The following is a 25,284-nucleotide window of genomic DNA, read 5'->3' as shown; positions in this document are numbered from 1 at the left end:
ATTCATGTCTGATCCTCAGACACTACAAAAATCCCACTTTACAGCCAATAACCTGGATCCAGATGACCGGACAGAAGCTTGGCGGGAGAGCATAGGGACACTCTTTGATATTAAGCTATCCAATCAGGTAACGGACGATCAGTTCCATGCCTCGGTGACCAGCCATCTGCTCAATGAACAGTTAATGCTGGCCCACTGTCAAACACGGGCTCAACTGTTTACCCGCAATGCATTACGAACCACTGAGGATGGTTTGGATTATTATATGATCCAAACCCATTTTAGCGGCGAGCAACACTTTACGGTGGGTTCCAAAACCCATGTATGCCGACCTGGTGATGTCGCTGTTTTGGATCTTGCCGATCTACACCATTCCCAAGCCAGTGATTTTTCTAATCTTTCCTTAGTGGTTCCACGCATGTTGCTGGCCCCACTCCTGGAAAATCCTGATAGCCAGGAAGGGCGTGTGCTCCAGGCAGACAACCCACTGACCACCATTGCCCGCACCCATTTTCACACCCTGCACCGTATCGCCGATCAACTAACGCCAGATGAAGCCGCGCAGTTGGTACAACCCACCCTTATGCTTATGGCCAGTGCCATTAATGGTACGACTGAACAGGTGGATCAGGGGGCCAACAGTATTGTACAGGTCACCTTATTGCAGATTAAAACAGAGATTGAGCATATGCTGTCTCACCCCAAATTAACCACAGACTATCTTTGCTCTAAACTCCATATTTCCCGCTCCAGCCTCTACCGCCTCTTCAAACCGGTAGGTGGCATTCATAAATATATTCAAAAACGGCGTTTACGCCGCTGTGCTGAAGCGTTGCTCCACCCCGCCCACCAGCATCGCTCCATTGCAGATATCGCTTTTGGTTGGGGCTTTACCAGCCAGTCACACTTCTCCAGTCTGTTTAAAGAGCACTTCCAGGTCTCACCAAAGGCTTTTCGAGAAAACCGGGCATCCCACCAACTTACCCAGCAATCCTCACCCTTTGATGATCCTAAAGTGGGGGACCGAATCTACGAAACCTGGCTTTCTAAGACACTCCGCATCTGACGCTCTGCCTCTCACACCGCACTTCAAGCCCACCAATATGCTGTTTCTTACATACCCACTGCATCACGATTGATACATGCTGACAAAGTTTTGAGACTCCCCGTCAATTGTCATAAGAGCCATTATGATACGGTGTTAAATCTTCTCATCCATTCAGACAGAGGCCAGCAGAGACGACAGAGATGATCTCTCTAAAAGGGGGCCGGTTATACAAACGGAGCCCTGGCAGAGTTTAAGGCCCCCAATACAGAGCACAGCTACCCTCTGCTGGGTAACGAACGTGCGTATGGTAGCCACAAAGGGCACAGCATAGGGTTAGGATGCCGACAGGCCTACACCGAAAAGGGGTATTCTTGAAGGATGACTTCAGGAAAGCTTAAAGAGCAACCCTAAGATGATATGCTGCGGCTAAAACATACATTAAAGAGTATGGGCAGAGCCATGAGTACAGATGTACTTCAAAAAACATACAGCGAGGCAGAGGCGCCATTAGCCAAAAGCCGTACCTGTACAATGTGTGGCAGTAAAGAGCAGACGGACAGTCAAACACTCACATTTTTGTGTGATCCATGCCGCCTAAAAGCAAGCCGACTACGCATTGCAGATCCTCCCACCCCACAGGAACTGGCTGCCCGTCAACTTAAGCGTTCTCAAAGCCGTATACGCAGACGTCGCCGTTAGCCAAAGGCTCACACAATCATACGGCGCCGCACCAGTGTAACCGCCCAGATAAACCCAATGACCCGATAGAACGTAATGACCGATAGGTGTAAGAGTACATCTTGCACCCCCATCGCCAGCGGACGCATTAGGGCAACACTTGGGGCAAAGGCAGTTACATAGATCGCCGTTAGGCAAAGGCTCACACAATAATACGGCGCCGCACCAGCTTAACCGCCCAGATAAACCCAATGACCAGATAGAACGTAATGACCGATAGGTGTAAGAGTACATCTTGCACCACCCCCCCTGTCGCCAGAGGACGCATAAGCTCAACAACATGGGTTAAAGGCAGTAACAAAATAAAATACTGTAGAAGTTCTGGCAGGGTGTTGACGGGGTAGAACACCCCACAGAAGAGAAACATGGGGACCGTCACCAACGTCGTGTAGTAGAGAAAAAATTCATAACTGGGTGAAACAGCGGTCACCACCATACCCAAGCTGGCAAAGGTTAAACCTGACAAGAAGACAATGGGTAGGGTTAACAGGATATTTTGGATCTCAAAAGCACCAAACAGTGTCGCCACCAAAAAGATGGCAAAGCCTGCGATCAGCGCTTTACTGGCAGCCCAAATCACCTCTCCAGCCACCACATCCGCGACACTTAGTGGAGTGGTTAGCTGCGCATGATAGGTATTTTGGCGGGTCATACGGGTAAAGGCCCCATAGAGCACCTCAAAGGTACTGCTGTTCATAGAGCTACTGGCCAGAATACCGGATGCCACAAAGACCAGATAGGCCATCCCCTCCACTTCCCCCACAAAACGCCCGAGTCCATAACCCATACCTGCCAAATAGAGTAGCGGTTCACCCAAGTTACCGGCCAAGGAAGCCGTATAGGTTTTACGCCATACCATAAAGTGGCGGCGCCAGGTCTGAACCCAGCCTTTGGAGGGGAGATAATCGGTGGCTTGCATAGTCATCCGGTTTTTTAAAGCCCATAAAGGGCTGTATCATTAAAATAGATTGCGGTTTCGATCCCTTAATCCCGCAACTCTCGCCCGGTCAGTTTAAGAAACACATCTTCCAGGTTGGCAGGCCGAGCCAGCAGGGTTAAATCGTGACGATTACCCAACTTCTCCAAAATGGCCCCTGGCTGGTCAGTATAACAGAAGAGGGTATCCCCCACCTGCTCTAGGCGTGCAGGGAGTTGGGGCAGCTCTGCAAGGACCAAGGGAATGCTCGAGCGCACCTCCACCACATCTGGCTCAACATGGCGGTCAATTAACTCTACAGGGGAGCCCTGGTCCAAAATATTACCGCTATCGAGTATCAACAAGCGGTCACATAATTGAGCGGCCTCTTCCATATAGTGGGTGGTTAACAGTAGGGTTTTACCCTCTTCCCGCAGTTGACGCAGACGTTGCCAGATCAGGTGCCGTGCCTGGGGATCAAGCCCTGTGGTAGGTTCATCCAACACCACCAGTTCAGGCTCTGCAACCAAAGCACGTGCAATCACCAACCGCCGCTTCATACCACCCGAGAGCGTACGTACGGCCGATTGTGCCCGATCCTCAAGCCTAGCAAATTTCAACAACGCCTCAATGCGGGGCTTAATGATACTATCGGGTAGCTGAAAATAACGGCCATACACCAGAATATTTTCCCAAACCAGCAGATCATCATCCAGGTTATCCTCCTGGGCGACCACGCCCAAGCGGCGACGCACAGAGAGGCATTCTGGCGTCATGGGCTCATCAAAAACCAGCAACTCACCACCATCAACTGGTGAGAGACCCGTCAACATACGCATAGTGGTGCTTTTTCCCGCACCATTTGGGCCTAATATGCCAAAACACTCTCCACGGCGAATCTCAAAGTTGATTCGGTTGACAACTGGAGTATCCTGATACTGTTTGGTCAAATCCGTTGCACGGACAACGCATGCCATAGTGGCTCCACGGGGCAAAAGGGGAAGAGCCCACTATTTTTGCGCGTCCTTAACCTGACGGCAATGGGTAAAAATTGGAATGAAAGAATATTGAGGACCTATTATGCAGCCTTTACTTACTGCTGATCAAATGCGCCGTGTGGATCAAAACACCATCGAACAACTGGGTTTGCCCAGTATGGTCCTTATGGAAAATGCAGGGCGAGCATGCGTTAACCTACTTTTGGAGCGTATGCCAGACCTCAACCAGCAACGGGTCCTTATTCTTTGTGGTGGGGGAAATAATGGGGGGGATGGGTTGGTCATGGCCCGCTGGCTTAAAGAGCAGGGCATGGATACCCGTGTCGTTATGTTCACCCCAGCCGAGCGGCTCAAGCGAGATGCAGCCATTAACTATGCTGTCTATGAAAAAATGGGCGGGCGTATTCGCCATGTCTACACCCCTGAAGATCTGGCGGCCTTTCCATCCTGGATCGGACATGCTGGTGTAGTTATCGATGCACTTCTTGGTACCGGCTTAGAGCGGCCTGTTGAGGGACACTATGCGCTGGCCATTGAGCAGATTAACGCCGCAACCAAACCTGTACTGTCTGTCGATCTTCCTTCAGGTATTCATGCAGATACCGGACAAATTCTTGGCTGTGCCGTACGCGCGAACTGGAGTGTGACCTTTGCGGCTGCCAAAATTGCCCACTACACCCATCCCGGTGCAGCGTATTGTGGGGAGGTGGTCACCGCCCCCATTGGCATCCCCCAATCCATGTTGGATATCCCGGAACATTCCGTTCAACTTAACACCCCCAACTTATGGCACCCACCCCAGCGTTGTCCTGCCAGTCACAAAGGTAGCCATGGTCACCTGCTCATTCTAGGGGGGTCTCGTGGTAAAGGGGGGGCGCCTGCTCTCACCGCCATGGGGGCCCAACGTATGGGTACGGGGTTAATCACCTGCGCGGTTCCTAAATCTGTACAGCCCCAGGTTGCGACACTCTGTCCTGAAGTGATGACCTTTCCGATGGATGAGGAGGGAGATGGAGGCATGCTGCCTGAACACCACGGCCCCTTTAAACAGATTGGGTTTAACCCAACCGTGGTTGCTGTCGGCCCCGGGTTGGGTACCGGTGGTGGCGCGGCTGAGTTGATTGCTCAACTGGTACGCACCCCCCTACCTATGGTGATGGATGCCGATGCCTTAAACTTAATGGCACTTCAGCCCGGTTTATTACGTGCGCACCGGGCGCCCGAATTGGTGCTGACCCCCCACCCTGGCGAATTTGCCCGCTTAAGTGGTCACACAGTTGAAGCAATTCAGGCAGATCGCATCACTAAAGCCCGAGATTTTTCCCGTTCATGGCGGGTTTGGTTGGTGTTAAAAGGTGCAGGAACGGTTATCGCCTCACCAGATAACCGGGTTTGGATTAACCCAACCGGTAACCACGGGTTGGCGACGGGGGGTAGTGGTGATCTGTTGACCGGTTGTATCGCAGGGCTCCTTGCCCAAGGCTGGAGCATGCAAGACGCCATTTTAGCAGCGGTATGGATGCATGGTCGGGCTGCCGACCTTAGTGCGCAACAACAGGGCGGACAAGTGGGCATGACCAGCCGTGATCTACTCCCCTATCTCCGTCAATTACGTAATCAAGCCATAAACTGAATTGTCGCAATAAAGCGCCACTCTTTTTTAATTTGGAAGTTACTTATCCGCATCAATGCGCTGCACACAGGCTGAAAATGTTCGTTTTAGCCGCGGCACTCTAGCCATTAGCCCCCGCATTTAATCATTATTTTTGACTAGAATTTCATAAACTTATATAGATTCATGTCTTTTTCTCATCAGGCATCCGCTTTTACACCCTAAAAACGTAAAAATACAGTAGACTACTCTTAGTGCGGAACACACATAACGCACAAAATTTTGCCTAAAACAGGGCATACATATATTTCAGACTTAAACCTTAAAGGGGAGATGGTTATGGGCAATATGAAGCTCTCGAGTATTATGGCTTTGGGGTTTGGCGTGGTCATAACCTTATTGCTGGTTGTTTCCATTGCCTCTTTCTTAGGGTTAAAAGATGCGGTTACCGGTTTTACCGAATACCGGGGCTTAGCCCGTGACACCAATTTGGCGGGCCGCCTGCAGGCCAACATGCTCATGGTGCGGATGAATGTTAAGGATTTTAATATCACCGGCAGCCAAAAGGATATTGATCAATATAACGACTACTACGAGAAGATGAGCACCTTCTTGACCGAAGCGCTTGAAGAGATCCAAAAGCCTGAGCGGGCCTCACTGGTCTCTGATGTAAACCGTAAAGTAAAAGAGTATCAGCGCGGGTTTGATCAAGTTAAAGCATTTCGCCTTTCACGAAATAAAGCGGTCCAAGACGGTATGGACCCTAACGGTTTAAAAATGCGCAAAGATATAACGGCCATTATGGAATCCGCTTTCCAAGATGGTGATCCCTCTGGTGCCTACTATGCTGGCCGTGCTCAAGAACATGTCCTGCTGGGCCGTCTGTATGCGGCCAAATTTTTACAAACCAATGCCCAAGCTGATGCGGATCGAGCCTTAAATGAATTGAATACGCAGCTCGACCCAATCTTTAATACCATGGACAAAGAGCTTCAAAACCCAAGGCGTCGCCAACTGATGGCAGAAGCCAAGTTGGCACGCGACGCCTACGTTAAGCATTTCAAAGAGACCGTCACCATTATTTTGGCCCGTAATCAAGTCATCACGGGGACCTTGGACCGGCTTGGCCCTGAAATCGCCAAAGCGGTTGAGGAAGTGAAATTATCCGTTAAAGCCGATCAGGATAAACTCGGCCCCCAGGTACAAATGGCCAACGAAAACACCATTACACTGGTGATCATTGTCTCCATAATCAGTGTCATAGTTGCCATTTTCATTGGTTGGTACATCACACGTCTGGTCTTGCGTCCATTAGGGGGTGAACCCTCTTTCTTGGCTGACCTGGTAACCCGTGTCTCCGAAGGAGATTTGAATGTTCAGGTACAAACTAAGGCTGGGGATACAGAAAGCCTAATGGCCTCCATGGCTAACATGGTTAACCGGCTGCGCAATGTGGTGGGTGAGGTCAAACTGGCGGCTGATAGTGTGGGCAGTGGCTCACAAGAGATGTCCAGCTCATCAGATACACTCTCTCAAGGGGCAACCGAAGCCGCAGCCAGTGTCGAAGAGACCTCCTCTGCCATGGAGCAGATGGCCAGTAACATTGCCCAAAATTCAGAAAATGCCCAACAGACCCAATCCATTGCTCAACAAGCTTCCCAAGATGCCCGTGAAGGGGGTGAAGCTGTCGTCAGTGCCGTGACTGCGATGAAGGAGATTGCCGATAAGATCTCTATTATTGAGGAGATCGCGCGGCAAACCAACCTTCTGGCCCTAAATGCCGCCATTGAAGCGGCGCGGGCTGGTGAACATGGTAAAGGGTTTGCCGTGGTTGCGGCTGAGGTCCGTAAACTCGCAGAGCGTTCTCAAACAGCGGCCAGTGAAATCTCCCAGCTCTCTTCCTCTTCCGTAGAGGTTTCAGAGCGGGCTGGTACCATTATTAACAAGCTGGTGCCGGATATTCAAAAAACCGCTGAGCTGGTCTCTGAGATCACCACCGCCTCTATGGAACAGAACCAGGGGGTGGAGCAGATCAACCGCGCCATTCAACAGCTAGATACCGTGACCCAGCAAAATGCGGGTACCTCAGAAGAGATGGCTGCGACAGCCAGTGAGTTACAAGGGCAGGCTTCTCAACTACAAGACTCTGTCTCCTTCTTCAGCATGGAAACATCCAATAGGCAGCGCATGCGTACGGGGCAACAACAGGTCACAGCACAAGCCAAACCGGTCATGGCACGAGCGCTGCCACATAGCCCCAAACCGGTAGCCCAGGCTGCCCCCCCCCGACAAGCGGTAAGCAACGGGGTTGAGTTGGATCTGGATGTGGATGATGGCAGTGATTCTGACTACCAACGCTTCTAATTTTTTAATGCGCCACGATCCGTGCGTCGCGCTATAACCACCACACACGGTTAAAAGTCTATATGGGCAGGCACGGGGTACCCACCATTGGGACCCCTGCCCTGCCTTTTTTTATAGGCACCTTAATCTCAAAGGAGGGGTATTCAGGCGGCCGCTCATCTCTCCAACACATCCAGATTGGTTGAATGGTAGGGTGTGAGTAATCCATACGGTTTGGAAACATGCTCAAAAATACAGAGCTTTATCTTTATGGGTAAAGCGATCTCTACCATGCGATACAACACATCCATCGGCGCACTTGATTCATGGACGCAACCAAGCAAGGACACCCTAAAGGGTATTTAAAAAAATCGCTTGCACCACGTTCACAAGCCCCTTATTCAGCAACCCTTTTGCCGTAAGCGTTAACAAGAGATCAAGTGGTCGACATATGCTGGTCTGTTTATCCTTAACCCACCCTATTTAAACCGTTTCAACCGATACGGTACTACTCTGATTATCCCATAGGGTCTGGATTGTGCCCACCATAGCAGCCACCCTATGCACTTAAAACCAAGCGGCCCATACCGATAGAGATCGGCACGTACAGCAAGGAGAGTACAACCTGGCTTGACGCACCCCATGGCCTAAAATCTCTACCACACTGCGTACACACCATGGTGTAAACCCACAACAAGATCACCCAACCCAGCCCCCCCCAATAAAAAAGCCAGGGAAAAATCCCTGGCTTGATCTGTTGTGCAACGGGGTCGCATAAACAGCTCAGATAACTATTTAGTCACTGGCACTTTACCCTTATGCTTCAAGGTTAGTTCCTGTTTATCACACCAAATGCCTAACCGTTCATGGGCCTCACGGCACTCATCGGCCTGGACTTCCAATTTATGCATGGAGTTCAGTAGTGTTGCAGTACCAGCTTTAAGAATTTTCTTTTGAGCCATAAAGGGTTCACTGCACCCTTTAAGATTTGCAGAAAACTCGCTGATCGCCCGAAGTTTTGGGTCGGCAAACTTAATACCACCCAAAATTGAGTTCATACGCACCACACCTTCAGAGAGGTTTTTTCGGTAGAGCTTACACTCTTTATCATCCATCTCTTTGAAATAGGGATGCTTGGTTGAACAGAGGGTCATGGTTTCATAGGCCATCATTTCATAGACCCGCTCATAATGAAGCTTTTCCTGTTGCCGGGTGGGTAGTTGTGCACAATCTGCCGCGGCCATGGCCTGTCCGGCTCCCAGTCCCATCATCACTAAAGCTGCCATCCCGACCTGTTTCAAAGTCATACCTATTACTCCAATAGGGTTGCATTTTCTACGTATTTACACCGAGAACTTTACCATATTTCATGTTCAGGGTTAAGTGAATGATCATCCCTAACGCAATCATTCACTGGGGCGGACATGACTTCCAATATGTCGACATACCACCCATGCCTAAGGTATGAGCCCACCATGGCAAGTATGACAAACTTACGCCATTAAAAGCGAGCCAACCACCAGACATTTAACTGCGTTTATAATGCAGATGGCGGATAATACGCCCTGCAGCGATACCCTTACGCTGAAAGTTGGTTTCAATCCACCAGGAAGGAGGTGGCGCATAGGGAGGTTCGGTGGATTGATTGGCAAAGGCAGCATGGGGTTCAATATGCTCTACCATCCACTCAGCATAATTGGCCCAGTCCGTTGCTAAGGTCAGATCTGCACCCCTACGCATTTTGGGCGCCAGCGCATCTAGGAATGCCGTCTGGACAATACGCCGTTTAAAGTGACGTTTTTTGCGCCAAGGGTCAGGGAAGTTAATAATCACCCAATCCAGGCTCTCATCCGGTATACGCTCCAAAAGTACCTGAAAAGCATTTTGGCACACCAAACGAACATTGGAAATATCTGCTTTATCCAGCCGGTTGAGCAGCGTACCGACCCCCTCCAAGAAGACATCAATGCCAATGAAGCGGTCTTCCGGGTGACGCCCAGCCAGGGTGGCCAGGGTTTCGCCATTACCAAAACCAATTTCTAACACCACACGCTGGGTTTGTGCATCCCCACCCAAATGGGTAATGAGCTCTTCACGGGTCTCACTACCTGCTTTCAGTTCAAGCTGGGCCAATCCCTGCTCAATTCTGGCCAAGCGGTTATCATTGACCTTGCCTTTTTTACGGCCATGGGTCTTAAAACGACGCCGTTTAAGCTCCGCTTCATCCACATCATCCGCACGATTTGCCACCGGCTGGGTGGTAAGGTCACTCATTCTTCCAGACCCATCTTGGCGCGCTCATCCAAAACACGGTTCATGGTCTCGCCAAGGAGAGGCATTTTTTTACAGAACATCTGGTACGCGGCATCGGCATAAGCACGGATCTCATACTGCGCATTGGGTTTACGACGCAGATCAAAGAAATTCATCAATGCACGGAAGTTAATGGTCCAATATAGATCGGAGTAGGTACTAACCGGCATGGCGTTACGCAACAGTTCACGGGCACGGGCACGATAGGGGTTACGACCCCCCGCTGTTTTTTCAATCTCTCCCGCCTCTTCAGCATCCCCAATACGTGTGCAAATACGCTCGTATTCGTCATGGTAAAAGCGGTGCATGGACTCCACCAACTCACAATAGCGCTCTACCGACTCCTGGGTCATCACTTCAAAGCCATCAACCGTACAAGCCTCTTGGTCGGGCACATAGAACGCGGTGATGGGTCGGCGATAACGCTGAGAGAACTCATTAAAGGAACAGATCCGGTGGCGCATCCATTGACGGAGCACAAAAATCGGTGCCACAACACGAAACCGGAAATGCACGGTTTCAAAAGGGGTGCCATGGTTATGGGACAGCAGATAGTGCAACAGGGTGCGTTCCCGGTCGGTGAAATCTTCCAGGTTTTGTACCCGTTTATTGGTGGTGGAGATACGGGCGGTGTTAATAATGGTCGCCTCATCCCCCCAACTCTCTTCCAGTTCCAAAAAGCCAAAATTTCCGATCCGTTGCGCATAGTCAGGATTCAACTGCAGACGGGTTTCAATCTCTGCGGCCATTTCGCGGGTGGGTTCGGTTTGGAATGCAGTACCGGTAGAGGCTTCCATAACGTTTGAAACTCACTTGTGAGGAGGTGAATTGGGAATCAGAAAAGATAGCAGATTTGCTCTAAAAGGTGAAATGTGCAGATTGTTATTTTGAAATAGAAAAAAGCCCCTCTCAGAAGAGAGAACGCAACCTTCCCTTAGGCGGTTTTCACCACTGCCACCCTTAAGACAATTACAGGTGTAAACTGCATATTCTGGTGTAATCTATGACCTGTCAGGCCTTTATGTTTACTGGGGTTTCATGACCTCACCACCACTGATCACAGCCTGCCCTTTACCACCCTTTTTCGCTTGCCACATCCGTTCATGCACCAGCTCTACCATCTGTGGCCAATCGCTGATCTCATCCTCAATACGCTCACTGACACCAATACTGGCGGTTAGCCATTTACCATCTGGGCGTTTGCCCAACCATGGATCAGCCATAATTTTCTGTAAGGCCCGCTTAACGCCTTTGGTATCTGTATTGGCCATCAAAACAAGGAACGTCTCACCACTCCAACGAATCACCATATCACTGCGGCGTAACGCTTGGCTCATACAGGTTACGGCCTCCCGCATGGCTTCATCACCCGCCTGTTGGCCATAGGCTTCATTAATCTGCCCCAGATTATCGGGATCAATAAGCACCAGAGAAAGCGAAGTATCATGCTGAATAGATATCAAAAAATATAAATCAACCAGCTCTTGCCCAGTGTGCCGGGTAAAGGCTCCTGTTAAAGCATCCTGCATGACCCGGTTAACCAATGAGAGCATATAGTGCAGCTGAATAACCCCAGCCAACGCATAGACACCAACCGCCAACAGCATAATCCATGCGGTTGAAATAATTTCGGTTATGGGCACGCTGCCTGCCATCAAGGGCCCCACCGCACTCAAGCCAACAATGGGCAGAGCAAACAGAATGGACTCTATTGCCGTGAGCGGGAACAAGCTTAAACCCGCCAGTACCACAAACGGTAAGAGCGTATATAACCCCATTAAAATCTGTCCAGCTGACCCCAGTTCCATCGACAACAGCAACCACTGACTCAACGCAAAAAAGAGCATGGGGTTAAGGAGCAGAATGAGCAGCTCGACCATGGCCCGCCCATGCGTTGCTGGCACTTTCCACGGCCAGGCCAGGGCAAAAAAGATAAAGGCGGAGATCAAACGTTGCACAGCCAGTGAACCCCAGGCAGGCCAAGGCAGCAACAGGGCATCCAGCGGAATCCACAACAGCGTCAGCAAACCAAAACCTAAACCCGCCATACGTAATCGGCTGATGATGACATCCGCCCGATGACGGCTAAAATGATCATCATGGCCACCAGGGTGCAACAGCTCCCTAATACGCTGTGGCGATAGCTTGGCGCTTTGCAAACCATGGTTAATTTGTTGCAATACATCCATCTGTTATATTTCCCAAACACCGCTATTACCACACATGATTCAGCCCATTCATTGAGCCACCTGTTTATCTTACGTCAACCACGAAATAAGTAAATCCTTATTTACTCCAAGCACTTTTGCATGTTCCTTATCCAAACGACTGGTAACTTTCTTTTTTTAACATGGCTCAAATATAGGTTTGTCAGGTCTCATTGGGGCAAATATCCCGACCACAATTAGCTTTCCTTACTGTTACGTTATGTGAAATAATCACCAATTATATCACTCAACACATCATCATCACCATCGCTACAGCTCGGTGAAAACTAAGGTATCGTGACGCCATAATGACCAAAACCAGCACAGCCAACCCCCTAAAATCAATCAAGGGGTTTATTCTTGCGATTGCGGTTGGCGCCACACTGTTTATGACCCTCTCTCTTTATGCGGTTATCTCCGATATCTACGAACGTAGCGTGCGTAGCGATGCCCGGAAAGTCGCCACCCTAATGGCGGAACAGACGTTCCAGTCCATGTATCAAGTCATGCGTAAAGGGTGGACCCGTGATGATGTCGAAGATTTTATTACAGCGCTGCGTACCAGCGTTGAAGGTGGGGACTACCGCCTTGATGTTTTGCGTGCGCCCATGGTGGAAGACCTGTATGGGACCATTGATCAACCCCCACGTGATGAAACCATAGGCCAAGCGATTGGTACCGGTGAACGTATTTTGGTGGATGAACCGGATAGTCTGCGGTTGGTTTACCCGCTAAAAGCACGCGAAGAGTGCCTCAAATGCCACTCCAATGCAGATGTTGGCAATGTACTTGGCATTATAGATGTCCACCAAAATTTGGTGCCCATTCTTAAACGTACCCGACAGGAATTTATCAACACCCTGCTTTGGATCACGCCCATTCCCCTACTGGCGGCCTTTTTTGTGGCTTTGTGGATCCATGGACGGCTGGTCGGTGCACTGGACTATCTTCAAGAGCGTATTGTACGGATTAATAAGGTCAGTGATCTAACCCAGCTTCAAGAGGGCGTCCCCCCTAAGACCTTTAATGAGGTAACGCTCATTCTTGATCAGGTCAACAGCCTCTCCACCCGTTTACAGAGCTTTGCGGTGGATAAAGAGCTATTGGAGTTTGAAATTCGCCTACTTGAACGTTTTGTCATCACCTCAGATGTGGTGAAAGATTGGCAAAACTATGTCAAACAGCTGCTGCTGGAAATTAATCAGGTCATGAACACCTATGCCCTATTTTCCATTTTTAAGGTGGAAGAAGAGCAATTTGATCTGGAGATTTTTTGGCGGGACCCCCCTTGCGATGACACACGCAATGGTATTGAGGCGATTATTTGCAGTGAGCTGCAAAAAAATAACAGCTTTACCGTCGACAGTTCGGTCACCCGCATCAATCACCATATTGCCCGACCAGACGCACCTGAAATGACGGTTAATCCTGAGGAGTTCCGCCTACAGATCAAGTCTCTGGTGGTGGAACTGCCCAAGATTGGCGGTATTGTTGGTATTGGGGTGCATGTTGACCTTACCCGAGATCCCACCCGAGTCTTGGTCATGGAGAGCACCCTTTCCACCTTGCTCAATGTGGTCGGATCGGTAAAGGCCATCTCTAAATACACCCGTGATCTGGAGTTTTATGCCACACGAGATCCCTTAACGGGGCTCTATAATCAGAGAATCTTGTGGGAGCTGTTACGGACGGAAGTTGAGCGGGCTAACCGTCATAACCACCAATTTGCGCTGCTTTTAATTGATCTGGATAATTTTAAGACCCTCAATGACACCCACGGTCACGCCGTTGGGGATGATCTACTCATCGCCTTTTCTGATCATATTGGATCCACCCTGCGACAAGGGGATGTGTTGGGCCGATATGGCGGTGATGAATTTGTCATTATGCTACCTGAAGTGGAAGAAGGGGTCCCCTTTGCCGCAGCTGAGCGCATCCTTAAAGCCACGGAGAGCATTCAGGTAACAACCACCAATGGTAAAACGGTGGGCATTAGTGCATCCATTGGGGTCGCCATTTTCCCGGACCATGCCACCAATGCCAAGGATCTCTTCCTCTTTGCCGACACGATGATGTACAAGGCTAAAGCAGAAGGTAAACAACCCTTTACCATACCTTCTGAAGAAGATGTCATTGATGCATTTAAAGAGATTGGCGAAAAAAGTGCGCTGGTGATGCGTGCCATTGAAGAGAAGTGGGTTGAACCGTTCTTTCAACCGATTTTTGACAGCCATAATGGCCATGCGGTCGCCCATGAGGTCCTCTGCCGTATTCAAGTTCCCGATGACCGTCTCTACAGTGCCAGTGAATTTATTGAAATTGCAGAACGGCTTGGGATTGTACACAAACTTGACTATGTCGGTATGGAAAAAGCGTTTGAACAGGCCCGCCGGGAAAACTACGATGGCCTGCTCTTTATCAACATGTCCCCCAAAGCGATGGTGCTGAGCGAGTTTTTCCCCACCGTTAAAAAAATGATCGAGGCATCTGGCCTTAAAAAAGAGAACATTGTCTTTGAGATCACCGAGCGGGATACCGTACGTAACTTAAAAAACCTGGAGCTCTTTATCCGCAATCTACATGGTGAAGGTTATAAGTTTGCCATTGATGATTTTGGCTCTGGTTTCTCCTCCTTTCACTACCTTAAACGCTTTCCCATCGATTATCTTAAGATTGAAGGGGAGTTCATCGCCCACATGCTGGAAGATGATAAAGATCTTGCCTTTGTACGCAGTATGGCCACTCTGGCCAGGGATTTGGGGATCAAAACCGTCGGGGAGTTTGTGGAAAATGGGGCCATTGCCCATGAGTGCCGCAACTCCGGTATAACCTTGTTACAAGGCTACCATTTGGCACGCCCCAGTAATCATTTTTTCAAACCCGAACCGACAACAGAAAATGAGGAAAAAGGTGTTGGATAAAATTATGTTACACCTTCCCCTCTCAAACCCATTAGAATGAGGTATGCAAACATGGTGTAGGATAGGTAAACCATCGGGAAGATAACGACCGTATATGTCCATTCGTACCCAAATTATGAGTATTCTTCTGGTGGTAACCCTTATCACCGCAGGACTCTACACCCTACTTCTTTATACCCGCACCTCGGCAGCCATCATGCAGGGCATTGATCAAAAGCTGCTGACCTCTGCCGCCATGGTCGCCCAAACCCTGCCCCCTGGCTATCATGACCGGATTGAAAGCAAAGAGTCCGTCTCCACCGAACAACATTTAGATATTCTGCACCAATACAATCGTCTCTGCCTGGAGCTGGATCTACAATACTTGTGGAGTGTTCTCCTGATGGGTAATCAGGTCTACTTTACAACCAGCACATCGACCAGCAAAGACCCCCACCGGGGGGATTATGCCCGTTTTTTTGATAAGCATAGTGATCCACAGGCCTTTGCTGAAACCCGGGCGGCCATGGCCCCCACCTACAGCACCTTTACCAATGAGTGGGGCCGAGGTCGCATGATCCTGGTCCCCAAACTGGACCGCCATGGGCGTATTTATATGCTCGGGGCCTCGTTAAGTTTGGATACATTGGATAAGAGTCTTCAGGAACTGCTCCAAAAGTCTTTTATTATTTGGGCAGGGGTGATGTTCATGATGGTGTTGGTGGCACTGTTCGCCGCCAATTGGATCAGCCGACCGCTTCGCCAGCTCTCCGATTTGGCGGAACGGGTGGTGGCCGGATCACAATCGACCAAACTGGAAGTTTCAGGGCCCAGGGAGGTGATTAGCCTGAGCCAAAGCATGGAGAAGGTCCACCAGGATCTACTGGAGCAACTGAGCCACTACCAGACCTATCAACAGCTCTCTTATGCCATCGATACCAGTCCCATTGCCACCGCCATCTTAAGCAAAGATGGCCATCTACTCTATGCCAATGCCCGTTTCCGAGCTTCAGCCGGTGGACAGGACCGGATCAAAAGTGGATCTCATATTCGTGATTTTCAACTTGGCTTTCCTGAAGATGTCGATCACTCCTGGCGCAAACATACCGAACTGGGGCAACCCTGGGCCGCAGAAGTAGAGGTCAGCACCTTTAGTGATGAGCTAGGGTACGAACGGGTCACCATTACCCCCTTCCGCAGTGGTAAACAGGCTGAGACCTCTATTCTCTTTACCTTGCAAAACATCACCCGGCGTAAACGGCTGGAACGTAACCTGCGCCATGAGATCAATTTTCAACGTGTTTTGCTCAACACCTTGCCCATTCCTGTTTTTTTTAAAGATACCGAAGGGGTCTTTCTGGGCTGCAATGCCGCCTTTTGTAAACTCCTGGCCCTGCCGGAGTGGGAGATTGTAGGGCGTAGTATTTTTCAGCTTATTCCTAAAGAGATGGCCACCCGTTATCACGATAAGGATATGCAGCTGCTCAAAGAGGGTGGCTTACAAGATTACGAAGGACAAATTCGTAATGGAGAAGGGCAAGAAAGATTACTGCACTTCTTTAAAGCCCCTTTCCACAATGCAGACGGTAGCCTTGCGGGCTTGGTTGCCGCCATGGTGGATATTACCGACCGTGTTCTGTTTGAAAGCAAAATCATGCAGATGAATGCGGAACTGGAGAGCCGTGTACAAAAGCGGACCCGGGATCTTGAACAGAGTATGGATAATGTGCAGAGCCTACAACGACAGTTGGTAGAAACGGAAACCATGGCCACCTTGGGCACCATGGTTGCGGGTGTGGCGCATGAAGTGAACTCGCCGCTGGGTGTTGGTGTTATGGCCTCCAGCGAGCTACAGGAAGAGGTTGCTCTTTTCCGCAAGCTTTATGAAGCAGAAGGCATTAGTGAAGAGGAGTTTGATGGCTTTATTCAACGCAACGAAGAGCTGTTAAAACTGACCGTGACCAACCTGAAACGGGCAGGTGAGCTCCTACAGAACTTTAAGCGGGTCGCCGTCGACCAATCTGATGAAGCCCAACATATTTTTAAACTGGATGAACAGATTGAAGCCGTAGTTCAATCACTCTCCTACCTCTTTAAAAAACGGGCCATCCAAATGGAGGTCAACTGTCGCCAAGGTTTGGAGATTAAAAGCTTGCCAGGTGCAGTTTCTCAGATTGTAACCAACCTGATCAGCAATGCGATTAAACATGGTTTTCAAGAAGGGGATAGCGGCATCATTACCCTGACCGTCACCGACCAGGATCATCAAATCACCCTAGACTTTGCCGATAACGGGCAAGGTATGGATCAACAGACCCAAGACAAAATCTTTGAACGCTATTTCACCACCCAGCGCGACAGTGGCGGCAGTGGCCTCGGTATGCATATTGTGCACTCCCTGGTGGTTCAAAAGCTCCAAGGAACCATTTACTGTGAGAGTGAACCAGGCATTGGTACACGCTTCTGTGTCAGCTTCCCCGTGGCCTAATCATAGGCTGCAGCATTTCACGGCCCCCTCTGGCTTAATCTAAAGCCGTATTTTTTGTGCAGCTACACCATTTAACACTGACAAAATGTCAGACACAACCTAAGCTGGATAGCTTGTATTCTGCATGAGAATAGGTTGCCGTGGCCATGGATCGCAAACCCAGCATCAAAACCATTACCCTAAAAAAACTCATTGGCTTAGCCTTTCTGTTTGTTGCGTTGATCCTTGTCTTAATCGGCTTTAATTTTCGTGCATTGATCGTGGAAGCCATGATCGATAAAGCCACCACCCTGGCCCAATCGGTTGAGGTGGGCATTACATCCCACATGATTGAGCGGTCTAGCCAACAAAAACAACTGTTAGTTCAACGAGTAAAGCATCTTAACCGGATTAAAAACCTGCAGATTATCCGTAGTAATCTGGTCAATGCGCAGTTTAACTTACCGCACCAACCCCACGCCCAAAAGGACCCCCTGGTCGCTCAGGTCTTTACAACGGGCCTTGCCCAGTTCATAACCCCTGAACTCGATAGCCCCCATCAGCGCATGCGGGTTCTCTACCCTTATCGGGCCCGCGCATCAGCCTCTATCAACTGTTTAAATTGTCATCAGGTAGCCATGGGTACCGTTTTGGCGGTTATTGATTTTGAAGTCGACCTGGACTATTACCTGGGCCTCTCAACACACTATCTCTATACCCTGTTAATTCTATTTCTTGGCATTTTAGTGGTGATCACGTATGCCCTCTTTCGGGTGATTGACCGTACCATTAAAGAGCCCCTGGAAGGGTTAATTGAAAAAACCCGCGACAGCTATACCCAACATATTCCTATTGATCTGGACCTATTTGAATCCATAGAGCTGGACTATTTTGCAGATAAGATCAACGCCTTTAATGATATAGTTTTAAGAAAAAACCAATCTTTACAAGAGCTTTATAAGGAGATTGAGGCCACACAAAGAGAGGTTATTCACACCATGGGCTATGTGGGGGAAACCCGCAGCAAAGAGACCGCAAAACATGTTGAGCGGGTATCAGAGTTTGCCTTCTTGCTGGCACAAGCCGCCAACCTATCCCCCGCGGAATGTGTTTGGTTACGGGATGCCACCCCCATGCATGATATTGGCAAAGTTGGTATTTCAGATACCATTTTGCACAAATCTGGACCATTAACCGATACCGAGCGCCAGATCATGCAGCAACATGCTCAGTGGGGTCATGAGATGTTCTGCCACTCGGAGCGGCCTCTCTTGCAAGCCGCCAGCATTATCGCCCTACAACATCATGAACGGTGGGACGGTTTGGGGTATCCACAAGGTCTAAAAGGGGAGAAGATCCATATCTATGGGCGGATTGTTGCGGTTGCCGATGTCTTTGACGCCTTATCCTCTAAACGGTGCTACAAAGAACCGTGGCCGCTGCCTGAAGTGTTCGACTACTTCCGGGATCATGCAGGCACCCAGTTTGATCCAGAGCTGGTTGGGCACCTTTTGCATCTGCGTCGGGAGGTGGAGGCTGTCCTCCACCGTCTACAAGATTAAGCTGTTTAAAGCGCGAGGGAAAAACTGAAGCAGGCCCCAACCCCATCGGCATTATTACTCGCTTTTAGGGAACCCCCATGGCGCTGGCAAATTTCACGGGAAATCGCCAACCCAAGCCCTGTTCCACCATCCTCAAGACCATTACTGCTGGCTTGCTGATAGCGACCAAAGATCTGCTCCAACTCCTGCTCAGGCACACCCCGTCCTGAGTCCACCACCGAGACCCACATACGCGCTTCACCATCAGGTTGGGTCTCCATACGTATGGTCCCACCCTCTGGGGTGAACTTAATGGCGTTAGTGAACAGATTAACCAATACCTGAATGGTTTTACCCATATCAAACTGTAGGGTTAATGGCTGCTCAGACTCAGGCAGCTCTAGGGTCAGATTTTTCTGCTGCAACTGTGGCATAACCTCCATGCGCACAAAACTAACAGCATCCCAGATGTTATGCGGCTCAATGGCAAACTCCATCCGGCCAGATTCCAACTTGGAAAGATCCAATAAATTATTGATCAATCCTGCCAAACGCTCAGAGCTGGATTGGGCATAGCGGATAAACTGGGCAATTTCAGCTTTGATCTCCGGCTCTATATTGGAGTCACTCACCGCATCCATAATATGGCTGTTAAAACCCATAATGGATTGGGTGGGTGAACGTAATTCATGACCTAAGGAGGCGACAAAATCACTCTTGGCCTGACTGGCCTCCTCTGCAGCCTGTCTTAATAACTGTTCACGCTGCTGGGCCCGTTCAAGATCCCGCATGGTGCCATAGGAGCGAAAAGCCGCCTTTAGAGCCATTTTCATGCGGTGGGCCGATAACTCAGCCTTATCTAAATAGTCATTAATATCATATTTTTCAAAAACTTCATCTTCAGGGAATAACCCTGCCTGACCGGTTCTTAACAAAATACGTAAGGCACGGTTACCCACCACACCCCGCACATGCTCCACCACATCAAGCCCGGCATGGTCACTTTCCATCACCACATCCAACAGCAGCACTGCCATATCCGGGTGTTCGACCACCAGCCGTTTGGCTTCCGCACCCGAGTAACCTTGCACCAACTTGACCCGGCGTCCTTCAAAGGTGAAGTTACGCAAGACATGTTCTGTGACTTCATGTAGATGGGGTTCGTCATCAACCACCCCCAGCAGCCAGGGGGGCCGATCGCTCTGAGCTTGAGCCGGTTTGGCCTTCTGCTTAAACACCATCTTTTTCTTGCTATCTTGACCGCTCATAACCACTCCACCTGATTGCAGCTTCACAACCATTAACCCTGCTTTGGACGTAACAGATCGGCAGGTATACGAATTTCAAAATTAACCCCATGCCCCGGCAAGCTATGACATTGGATTTGCCCCTGTAGATCTTGAGTGACAATGGTATGCACAATATGCATACCCAGTCCACTCCCCCCCTGCTCACGACCTGTGGTGAAAAAGGGTTCATAGATCTGTTTAACCTGCTGTGCAGACATGCCCTTACCATTATCCCGATAACTCAAAGCGACCTGTGTTTCTGTCACAGCCACTTCCAACTCAATACGGCCAGGACCCTGGGGTGAAAAGGCATAAGCCAATGAGTTGGTAATAAAGTTGGTGTAGATCTGACTGAACAGTCCAGGTGCACCCTGAAACTCCAGATCATCTATGCAGTGTAACACCACTTCAATATTTTGCCGCTTAAAGGCATAACCATGACTGGCAATAACCGCCTGTAGCTGTTCGCGCATGTTAAAGATACGCTCAGTCACACTGGTTTGATCCACCGCCACACGCTTGAAACTTCGGATCAGCTCAGCAGCCCGTTGCAGGTTATGCATGGACAGGTCGGTCAACTGCCCACTCTGCTCCATAAACTCTTGGAACTCCTCTTCGCTTAACCCCTCTTCATCCATAATCTTCAGGAGGTTTTGGCGATGGGTTTTCAACTCTGAAGTTGCCATAATCGCAACCCCCAGAGGGTTGTTCACTTCATGCGCCACCCCGGCTGTTAAAGCCCCTAATGTGGCCAGTCGCTCCTGTCGTGCCATACTCAATGCATCCCACTCAATACGGCTACGGGCTTCTGAAAGGTTGGCATTCAGTGCCTCAAAACTCGCCTGTAAAGCATACACTTCATGAGGGGGGTTACCCTTTAGTTCCAAGGTGGTGTCCCCTGCATACTCCACCTGCCGCAAGACCTCACTGAGTTGACGCAACGGTTTACGTACTGAACGCACCACCAACACAATACCAATGGTCAAAACAACCATATCCAAAATAAACGCGATAATCAGGCCTATTTTTAAGAGCCACAAAGAACGGGGTATATCCTCTTCCATCACCCCCACAAAGAGAAAACGGTGTACCGGATTAATCAAACCAACCCGGTTCCACATCCAAGCGGCCTGCATGAGCTCATCCACATGGGTCAATGCATCAACACTGTTAGAGAGAATGACTTTTCCCCCTGCATCATGAATGGCCAGGCGTAGTTTTGGTTCTGCTGGCAGTAGTTCAGCTAAGTTTTCTAAGGGGATATGCAGGGCTAAAACCCCTTCTGGCAGACCATTGTAACGCACAGGCACAGCCAGCAGCAGACCGTGCGTACCAATTTCCAAATGGTTCTTGCCCTGGTCAATCATCATGCCTTCCAACCAAGGGGCGCCCCGTAACTCTAAACGGGTCCCTTGTTGGCGGGCCAGAACCTGCCCTTGAAAATCGGTAATGATAAACCGGCCGACCATACGGCCAGCACGCAACGATTGAAAAAACAGATGCAAAACCTCTCGCTCCTGTTCCCCCATAATCACACCACTAACCAACAGTGGGTTTGCAGCCAGCCCTTCTAGGGTCGCTGTCATCTCTTGCAGACGAATTTGCACCGCTTGTCGAATACGGGCAGTGTGCTGATCCAGCCAAGTGGCATGTTCATCCCGCAACATCTGCTCCCCCAACAGTATGATGGTGAACCAGACCAGGGCCATTAAGATAAGGGCAATAGGAAAAACCCGTAACAGGCTTTGCGCCAGGAGAGAGCGACGTTTTTTGTCACTCATATGTACGCTCCACAGGAATAATTGCCCCATTTTTTCCAAACACTGCCAGCTGATAATCCTGACTTTCTAACGCATCACGCTGGGTCGGGGTAAAAGGTGGTATATAGTTTTTGACCACACCTTCATGGCGCTCCAGGGACTCGAGCGCTTGACGTACCGCACTAACCTGACTATCCCCCGCTTGGCTAATCGCTTTGGCTAAGAGGTGGGTTAGATCATAGGCATGGGCCGTACCCACAGGGGCTGGGATAGGATCAGACGAAGCCAGCCCATAACGGTTTCGGTAAGCGTGAGCCAACTTGGTGGCACGCCCCTCAAAAGGTGGGTTTAAAAAGGAGAAGGTTTGTAGAAACTGTAAATCAACCTGATCCAACACATCGGCACTTTGCTGATAAAAACGCCCACCCGTAATGCCCCAGTGAGAAAGAATGGGCAAACGTTCCTCTTTAGGAAGTTCGGCCATAGCCCGTGTAATAGCGCTACCCTCCGGTGCATTGGCCACCATAAGAATCACATCAGCATGGACTTTACGGATCTCCTGTAGCTGTGTCGAAAATTCCCGGCTACCCCATAAAAACCAACGGATGGAAACAGGCTCTATACCCAAACGCGCCATGGCCATTAACATGGCACGTCGGTTGGATCGTCCCCAAGCTGTCCGTTCTAACAAGAGAGCAGGTCGACGGAAGCCACGCTCCATCATTTTTTCTACTAAATAGGGTCCTGCATCGGCATCGCGTACCGAAATACGAAAAACGGGGTTGGGTTTTAAACCATTATCCACCAAGGGAGTGCCTGCCGCCCAAGGTAGCAGAAACAGCAGATTCTTTTTCTTAATCATCGGCAGTTGCTGTAGTGCCACGGGCGTATGTAGACCACCCATGACGGCCACCAAATCCGGCAGCTTGGACAGTTGTCGAATATGCTCAATACCGCGTTGGGGATTTCCTCGGTGATCCAGTTCGTGCAGTTTTAGCGGACGACCCAATACGCCCCCCGCACGGTTCACCTCATCCAGTGCCAGTTGCACGCCCCGCCGTATGGCCATGCCCGATTTAGCCGAACCTGAACTCAGATCCGCGGATAAACCAATAAGCAGTGGCAACCCTTCTGCTTTAGTTGTTGAACTAAAAACCGTGATAAAGCAGAAGGCTATACATAGATAGATCGAAAAAGTATGCAGGATAGAAAGCATGCCGCAATCCAAGTGTATTCATTTCAGAAAAAAAACGGCGTTTGGTGTAAGCCTACACCAAACGCCGTCTCTCTGAGCACTTAAAACCAACATAAAAACAGGATTCACCATAAAAGCCGATTAATCTGGGCTTTATTTTAGATTATTCCACCCCTTTGCTACGCAGGAACTCACAGTGTTGGCGGTCTTCTTGTCCAATGTGGCTGATCAACCAATCTTTCACAAAATCGCGTAACTCTTCGGCTTTCTTAAACTTCACATCCTCACTCGGTGCCGAGCTAACCGCTTTGGCTTTTTCACTCAGGTCAGCTTTTAGGGCGACATGGAGCTTCTGGTGTGAGGCCAGTTTAGGATAACCATGGCGCTGCAGCAGTGCCTCTTCATCGGCCAGATGTTTGTTGGCATAATTATTAAGCGCCATGATCATCAGATCCACCTTGGCGTTCCGTGCTTCAATCTGGTTATGCAGGGCGTACATCAACTGAAAGAGCTGCCGGTGCTGCTGGTCGATTAAGGAGACACCCAACATGGGGAACTCACAAGGACCTGACGCACCCACTTTCTTAAGTGCCTGCTCTTCAGAAGGGACCAGTTTGGCTGTTGGGGCAGGCTTATAGGTTTGCCCCCCCATGGTACCAGGCTTTACAGCCCCGGATGCTTCCAAAAACTGCACAAGGGTCTTTTTAGCACTGTCACGTTTTTCCTGAGCATCAACCCTTTTTGATTCATCAACAAAACGGTTGAACTCCTGCTTGGGCAGCACAAATACCTGTTCATCACTGATGGACCGGATCACTTCCAGTGTGGCCAAAGAGGTCAGGAACATAACCGGCATACGCGTATTATTTTTGCGTACATGTTTATACAACTCTGTACCGGTCATGTTGGGCATATCAAAATCGGTCACCATCATATCAAAATGGCCCGATGTAAAAGCCTGGGCGGCTGAAAAACCATCGTTGCACGCTTTTACTTGAATCCCCAGTGGCTTAAAAAACTGCTCTGTAACTATTTTACGCATCTCGCCATGGTCCTCGGCGTAGAGCACACGCATATTTGGGCGTACCAATGATTTCAGCTCTTGCGCCAGTTGTGACAGTAGCATGATGGATCCTCTCGTCTTTACCGGTATACCGGTGACAAAATCTTACAAGTATACAGTGCTATACCTAACTTTTTATGCAAATCCAAACACACACATATACATGTGTTAAGGCATTGATCCTACACTGGTTACCTGCATGTAATAACGCTAGGATAGCGCGTTATTGTGAAAGGGTCAGTAAAAAAACAGATGCTATAAGAGGTACGATAGAATTATTTTATCCAGCGCATGAATATCTCGCGCTTTTTTATCCTTTGGCTAGCTTTACTTATTGAGATTTTTCCTCATAACCAAGCTCAAAAAAATATTAAGCCCAGCCCTGATAAAAGGGTCACTTCACCATCCATGGCATGAAGATTTTTCTCAGGTTACACGGGTAAGGCTCTCCGACGGCATCCCATTGTAGGGCGCAGATACGATACAGATCTGGCAGAGATGCGTTCACCACAGACTTACCATTGGTATGGTATAGGCTATTTATCAATCACCATTGCGATAGGTCTTGAATGCACCAAAATCAAACATCATCGCCCAACAGGTCGGATCTTTACCCAGCTTTTGTGCATCTAAAAACCACGTGAGAGATCATCTTCTAGTCTCTCTTTTAGAGGTAACGGCTTTATTTGCACGATACCTTTCACCACGTCTGGGATCTTAGAATCATCGGCACAGCCCAAGCATTTTGTTCTTTTGCAGGAAAAAAGGACTCACTAAAACTCACGGTTATAGGCTAATATTCTTGGGTGTTTCACGCCACTTTGGCCTTGGCTTTGCTCATCAGGCATAAACACCTTACGTTGGCACATAAATACGACTTTTGTGCACGTTTTG

The 25,284-nt window shown here is 49.4% G+C and carries 17 protein-coding genes; 7 read left to right on the top strand and 10 right to left on the bottom strand.

Annotated features, from left to right (window positions below; translation table 11 throughout):
• Nucleotides 1-4: 4 nt before the first annotated feature.
• Both V5T57_RS05435 and V5T57_RS05430 read left to right on the top strand, forming a co-directional pair.
• Entirely contained in the window at nt 5-1,066 is a 1,062-nt protein-coding gene (locus V5T57_RS05435) for a helix-turn-helix domain-containing protein (protein WP_332890153.1), read from the top strand.
• A 441-nt stretch (nt 1,067-1,507) separates the two neighbouring features.
• Entirely contained in the window at nt 1,508-1,747 is a 240-nt protein-coding gene (locus tag V5T57_RS05430; RefSeq protein ID WP_332890152.1) for a hypothetical protein, read from the top strand.
• A 181-nt stretch (nt 1,748-1,928) separates the two neighbouring features.
• Here V5T57_RS05430 and V5T57_RS05425 read toward each other — a convergent pair whose 3' ends face one another.
• Together V5T57_RS05425 and V5T57_RS05420 are read right to left on the bottom strand one after the other, a co-directional pair.
• Nucleotides 1,929-2,711, bottom strand: coding sequence for an ABC transporter permease (locus V5T57_RS05425; protein ID WP_332890151.1), 783 nt, complete (start codon nt 2,709-2,711; stop codon nt 1,929-1,931).
• Between the two features lie 59 nt (nt 2,712-2,770).
• On the bottom strand, nt 2,771-3,679 hold the full coding sequence (locus V5T57_RS05420) for an ATP-binding cassette domain-containing protein (RefSeq protein WP_332890150.1): 909 nt from the start codon (nt 3,677-3,679) through the stop codon (nt 2,771-2,773).
• Nucleotides 3,680-3,782: 103 nt separating this feature from the next.
• On the opposite strand from V5T57_RS05420, the gene V5T57_RS05415 reads away from it, so the two are divergent.
• Both V5T57_RS05415 and V5T57_RS05410 read left to right on the top strand, forming a co-directional pair.
• Nucleotides 3,783-5,333, top strand: a complete 1,551-nt coding sequence (locus V5T57_RS05415; RefSeq protein ID WP_332890149.1) for an NAD(P)H-hydrate dehydratase — start codon at nt 3,783-3,785, stop codon at nt 5,331-5,333.
• Nucleotides 5,334-5,651: 318 nt separating this feature from the next.
• Nucleotides 5,652-7,676, top strand: a complete 2,025-nt coding sequence (locus V5T57_RS05410) for a HAMP domain-containing methyl-accepting chemotaxis protein (RefSeq protein ID WP_332890148.1) — start codon at nt 5,652-5,654, stop codon at nt 7,674-7,676.
• 770 nt (nt 7,677-8,446) lie between these two features.
• Here V5T57_RS05410 and V5T57_RS05405 read toward each other — a convergent pair.
• From V5T57_RS05405 to V5T57_RS05390, 4 genes are all read right to left on the bottom strand, one after another.
• Nucleotides 8,447-8,962, bottom strand: coding sequence for a hypothetical protein (locus tag V5T57_RS05405; RefSeq protein WP_332890147.1), 516 nt, complete (start codon nt 8,960-8,962; stop codon nt 8,447-8,449).
• A 220-nt stretch (nt 8,963-9,182) separates the two neighbouring features.
• Nucleotides 9,183-9,929, bottom strand: coding sequence for a tRNA (guanosine(46)-N7)-methyltransferase TrmB (trmB, locus tag V5T57_RS05400; protein ID WP_332890146.1), 747 nt, complete (start codon nt 9,927-9,929; stop codon nt 9,183-9,185).
• Nucleotides 9,926-10,765 carry an FAD-dependent thymidylate synthase gene (gene thyX, locus V5T57_RS05395; protein WP_332890145.1) on the bottom strand — a complete coding sequence of 280 codons (840 nt, stop codon included), beginning with the start codon at nt 10,763-10,765 and terminating at the stop codon, nt 9,926-9,928. Before thyX ends, trmB begins: the two co-directional genes overlap by 4 nt.
• Nucleotides 10,766-10,993: 228 nt before the next feature.
• Complete coding sequence (locus tag V5T57_RS05390; protein ID WP_332890144.1) at nt 10,994-12,157, bottom strand: GGDEF domain-containing protein; 1,164 nt, start codon at nt 12,155-12,157, stop codon at nt 10,994-10,996.
• A 326-nt stretch (nt 12,158-12,483) separates the two neighbouring features.
• Here V5T57_RS05390 and V5T57_RS05385 point away from each other — a divergent pair, with 326 nt between their 5' ends.
• The 3 genes from V5T57_RS05385 to V5T57_RS05375 all read left to right on the top strand — a co-directional run bounded on the left by V5T57_RS05385 (nt 12,484) and on the right by V5T57_RS05375 (nt 19,104).
• A complete protein-coding gene (locus V5T57_RS05385; RefSeq protein ID WP_332890143.1) occupies nt 12,484-15,096 on the top strand; it encodes a putative bifunctional diguanylate cyclase/phosphodiesterase in 2,613 nt (870 codons plus the stop codon).
• Nucleotides 15,097-15,190: 94 nt separating this feature from the next.
• A complete protein-coding gene (locus tag V5T57_RS05380; RefSeq protein ID WP_332890142.1) occupies nt 15,191-17,563 on the top strand; it encodes a PAS domain-containing protein in 2,373 nt (790 codons plus the stop codon).
• A gap of 146 nt (nt 17,564-17,709) precedes the next feature.
• Nucleotides 17,710-19,104 (top strand): HD-GYP domain-containing protein, encoded by a 1,395-nt coding sequence (locus V5T57_RS05375; RefSeq protein WP_332890141.1) that lies wholly within the window; start codon nt 17,710-17,712, stop codon nt 19,102-19,104.
• Between the two features lie 5 nt (nt 19,105-19,109).
• Here the strand turns inward: V5T57_RS05375 and V5T57_RS05370 are convergent, their stop codons facing one another.
• The 4 genes from V5T57_RS05370 to V5T57_RS05355 all read right to left on the bottom strand — a co-directional run bounded on the left by V5T57_RS05370 (nt 19,110) and on the right by V5T57_RS05355 (nt 24,453).
• Complete coding sequence (locus V5T57_RS05370) at nt 19,110-20,351, bottom strand: ATP-binding response regulator (protein ID WP_332890140.1); 1,242 nt, start codon at nt 20,349-20,351, stop codon at nt 19,110-19,112.
• A gap of 32 nt (nt 20,352-20,383) precedes the next feature.
• Nucleotides 20,384-22,153 (bottom strand): sensor histidine kinase, encoded by a 1,770-nt coding sequence (locus V5T57_RS05365; RefSeq protein ID WP_332890139.1) that lies wholly within the window; start codon nt 22,151-22,153, stop codon nt 20,384-20,386.
• Nucleotides 22,146-23,348: an ABC transporter substrate-binding protein gene (locus V5T57_RS05360; RefSeq protein ID WP_332890138.1), complete on the bottom strand. Its 1,203-nt coding sequence runs from the start codon at nt 23,346-23,348 to the stop codon at nt 22,146-22,148. The genes V5T57_RS05365 and V5T57_RS05360 overlap by 8 nt, the downstream gene beginning before the upstream one ends.
• A 142-nt stretch (nt 23,349-23,490) precedes the next feature.
• A complete protein-coding gene (locus V5T57_RS05355) occupies nt 23,491-24,453 on the bottom strand; it encodes a hemerythrin domain-containing protein (protein WP_332890137.1) in 963 nt (320 codons plus the stop codon).
• Between the last annotated feature and the right edge of the window lie 831 nt (nt 24,454-25,284).

The sequence above is a fragment of the Magnetococcus sp. PR-3 genome (assembly GCF_036689865.1).
Classification (GTDB): domain Bacteria; phylum Pseudomonadota; class Magnetococcia; order Magnetococcales; family Magnetococcaceae; genus Magnetococcus.
The sequence above is the reverse complement of the archived record's forward strand: the minus strand, read 5'-3'. Positions and strand labels throughout refer to the sequence as shown.